At 37.8% G+C, this 3259-nt stretch carries 4 protein-coding genes; all 4 read left to right on the plus strand.

Translation table 11 applies throughout. From position 1 onward, the window contains the following. On the plus strand, positions 1-662 hold a 662-nt coding region (locus Q1V93_RS00220; RefSeq protein WP_300659787.1), incomplete at its 5' end, for a hypothetical protein. Positions 663-1006: 344 nt separating this feature from the next. Then, positions 1007-1549 (plus strand): hypothetical protein, encoded by a 543-nt coding sequence (locus Q1V93_RS00225; protein ID WP_300659790.1) that lies wholly within the window; start codon positions 1007-1009, stop codon positions 1547-1549. A gap of 187 nt (positions 1550-1736) precedes the next feature. Continuing rightward, positions 1737-2666 carry an NAD(P)-dependent alcohol dehydrogenase gene (locus Q1V93_RS00230; protein ID WP_300659793.1) on the plus strand — a complete coding sequence of 310 codons (930 nt, stop codon included), beginning with the start codon at positions 1737-1739 and terminating at the stop codon, positions 2664-2666. Positions 2667-2763: 97 nt separating this feature from the next. Next, positions 2764-3259: hypothetical protein (locus Q1V93_RS00235; protein ID WP_300659796.1), on the plus strand; the 496-nt coding region annotated here is incomplete at its 3' end.

The following is a 3259-nucleotide window of genomic DNA, read 5'->3' on the forward strand; positions in this document are numbered from 1 at the left end:
ATCAATTCAAACAATTCAGATGGTTCCAGGTCGCCAGATTCGTAGAAAAACACCCTTCCGAAAGTGCCATCAAAAACGACTTTCTTTCATTCCTAAAACTAAAAAAAATGAGCCAGGATTTAACAATAACTACTGAGAACACATCTGCTATTAAGAGCATATTCGAAGCCATTGAATTAGTAAACGGATATTTGGATCGCGCCAAACCTTCCTTTGAAAAAGCATTCAATGCAGACAAATCAAACAAAATAAGTGATGGATTCAGCACTACTCAAATTCTACATCACAAAAGACTTATTTATTATTTCAAAGAGATTATCGGAAATCCTTCCGATGGCTGGTCTGAAATCAAATACGGTTTTCAGTTAAACAGTCTCCAAATTTACTGCGGAATATGGGTCGACAAGAAAAATTCGAAGTATGTCGCTTTCAAAGAATACATACAAAACAACAAGGCAGATTTTATCATCTACGATCTACCGAATGGTTTTGCCGTCGAACTGAATGAGTCATTGGAAAGGTATCAGGGAGATCAGGATGGGGACGAAAAAATCCTGAATTGGTTCAAAGAGGCATTTGGTAGATTTCAAAACGTGATAGAACAAACAAATCATCTATCCTGGAGACTAACCATTAACAGAAAAGAAAAAGTATTGTTGTAAACCCTTGCTTTCAACGTTTCTGAAATAATGAAACTCAAAATTCAACTCCTTTCATTCTTACACGATTGATTATCAGCCGGATTTTAACAAGAATCTCCCGAACAAATCCCTGGCTTTCAGGATTGGGTAATTCAAAAACCAGGTTCGCTTCCAGAAGTATGAAAACGATTAAAGAATATTCCCGAATTCAAAATGCCTAAGACTTGGAATTAATATCAAACAATACCGGAAACTGGAATATATACCGCACTAAAGACTTTGAATCTTCCGCTTACTTCATTATACGATTTCCTAAAAACGGATCTCCTTCCAAAGTTGATTGCTATATAAAAACGCACCGTTTAATGAAAACCTTGAATATTCCTACGCTTAAAATTGTCGAAAGATATGAATGTGATGGTCAGAAAGGAGTTAAAACGGAAGATGTCAATTATCAGAAAGATAAAATTTACGTATCACACAATAGTCTGTATAGTGATTCCAAAGCATTAGTAGATAAATTGAGCAGACGTTTTTTTGAAACGAAAGAACCGCGGGTCTCATCCGAGTATGAAGAATTCAGGTATCGAAACAGGGTTGATGAAATCACAAACTTTGATGATTTTCTTCATCAAATAGGAAAAGACCTGGAGTTTGTTTCTCAACAAAAAGTGGTCATTGATTTTGATGCGTATTTTTTCGGAACAGAAAGAGATTCAAAAGATTCAGCCATTGACTACAAAATCATTGATTTCGATTTGATACGTCAAGTTAAAAACTATTCGGTTCAAGAGATTTACAAAGAAAACAGTTTAGAATTCAGAAGGGCAATCGAAGGTTTTATCAGGTATTTCATCACAGAAGCGAATCAATCAACATATCTTGAAAAACTTGATACCAGGTTCTGAGGGTTTACATTTTTAGAATACTTTTCAAAAACCAGGATAAGCCGTTATTTTCTACTCTGTGAATCATGAAACCATCCATTTCAACCGCTAAATAACAAACCTGAACCTTTTATCAGAAGTGCTGTGCACAGCTCCGTAAACTTGCATACATTGCCGGGAGTTCCCCAATCCATTCAATGTTCAGGAGATGAAAGCAATTGTTTACCATACTTACGGAGCACCGGAAGTATTGCAATTCCAGGAAATCGAGAAGCCGATTCCAAAAGCAAATGAAGTTCTTGTAAAAGTACATGCCTCTACCGTTACTGCCGGAACAATCTGGGTGCGAAAAGGGGAATTTCCGGAGTCGCGCCTGTTTACGTTTCTCCTGCGACTCATGAATGGTTTCAAACAACCGCAAAAACAGGTAATCGGGTTCGAATTTTCAGGGATTATTGAATCTGCCGGAGTCAATGTCAGTAAATTCAAAAAAGGTGATCCTGTTTACGGAACAACTACCGATCTGAAACAAGGAGCCTATGCGGAATATGTGTGTGTGCCCGAAAGCTGGAAGCAGGGAGTCATTACGCGAAAACCAGACTTTTTGAGTTTTGAAGAAGCTGCAGCACTTCCCATCGGAGCAATGACTGCTTATCACATTCTACAGAAAAAATCCATTCAAAAAGGCGCCAAAGTACTTGTTTACGGAGCGTCGGGAAGCGTCGGATCCTACGCTGTTCAACTGGCAAAATTTAAAGGAGCTCATGTAACAGCTTTGTGTAGTGCGCCCAATCTGGACCTGGTAAAATCATTGGGAGCAGATAAAGTCATTGATTACCGGACAACCGATTTATCACAATTCGATAAGCATTTCGATGTGGTTTTTGATGCCGTAGGGAAATTACCTTCTTCCAAAGGAAAATCCTTGTTGCAGCAAGGTGGAAAATGGTGCTCTGTTAAATCCATGACATCTGAAAAGACAAGCTATCTCAACGAATTTCATCAAATGATTTCCGACGGAAAGCTGAAGCCGGTCATTGACCGAACTTATCCCCTGGAAGAAATTGTAGAGGCACATCGTTACGTCGAATCAGGGCGTAAAAGAGGAAATGTCGTTATTCTGATAAATGGAAAGTAATTTTTAACGTTCATGTCGCATCGGGTGCGGAGCGCATCGAAACGGATATGATCAATCTGACCGAAAAATCAGTAATTTAGCTTTCAATCAAACAGCCATGCAGAAAAACCTTTTTTTTATCATTCTATTACTTATTTATTCTTGCTCCGGGTCACCTCAAAAAAAAGATGTGAGTAAGGCAATCATTCAGGAACAAAAGCACAATCCTGTTGAAAACAAAGAAGAAGACCCTGAATTAATCATTCATCCAAGTAAATTTCGTATAGTCCCGATCGATCAAAGTTCAGAAGATGCATCTTTAAAACTTTTTGTTTCTAAACTCCGAAAAATTGTGAGACAAAAAAATCTGGATGAATTTGTTTCTTGTTTAGACACCGGAATTGTATCCAGTTACGGAGGAGGAATGCATGGAATAGAAACTTTTTTGAAAGAGTGGAAACTAAATCAAAAACCAAGAGAATCACTACTCTGGAATACTATGGAAGAATTTCTTTATTTAGGCGGAGCCTGGAAAGATGATAAAAAGACTGAATTTTGCTTTCCTTATGTACAATCGGATCTCTTGTATCCAAAGTTGGATTTCGATTGGTATG

The organism is Fluviicola sp. (assembly GCF_030151805.1).
GTDB lineage: Bacteria > Bacteroidota > Bacteroidia > Flavobacteriales_D > Crocinitomicaceae > Fluviicola.

What these genes read in the sequence shown, in the direction of transcription:
- Q1V93_RS00225 (WP_300659790.1), top strand. Translation starts at nt 1,007, where the DNA reads ATGAAAACCTTGAATATTCCTACGCTTAAAATTGTCGAAAGATATGAA.
- Q1V93_RS00230 (WP_300659793.1), top strand. Translation starts at nt 1,737, where the DNA reads ATGAAAGCAATTGTTTACCATACTTACGGAGCACCGGAAGTATTGCAA.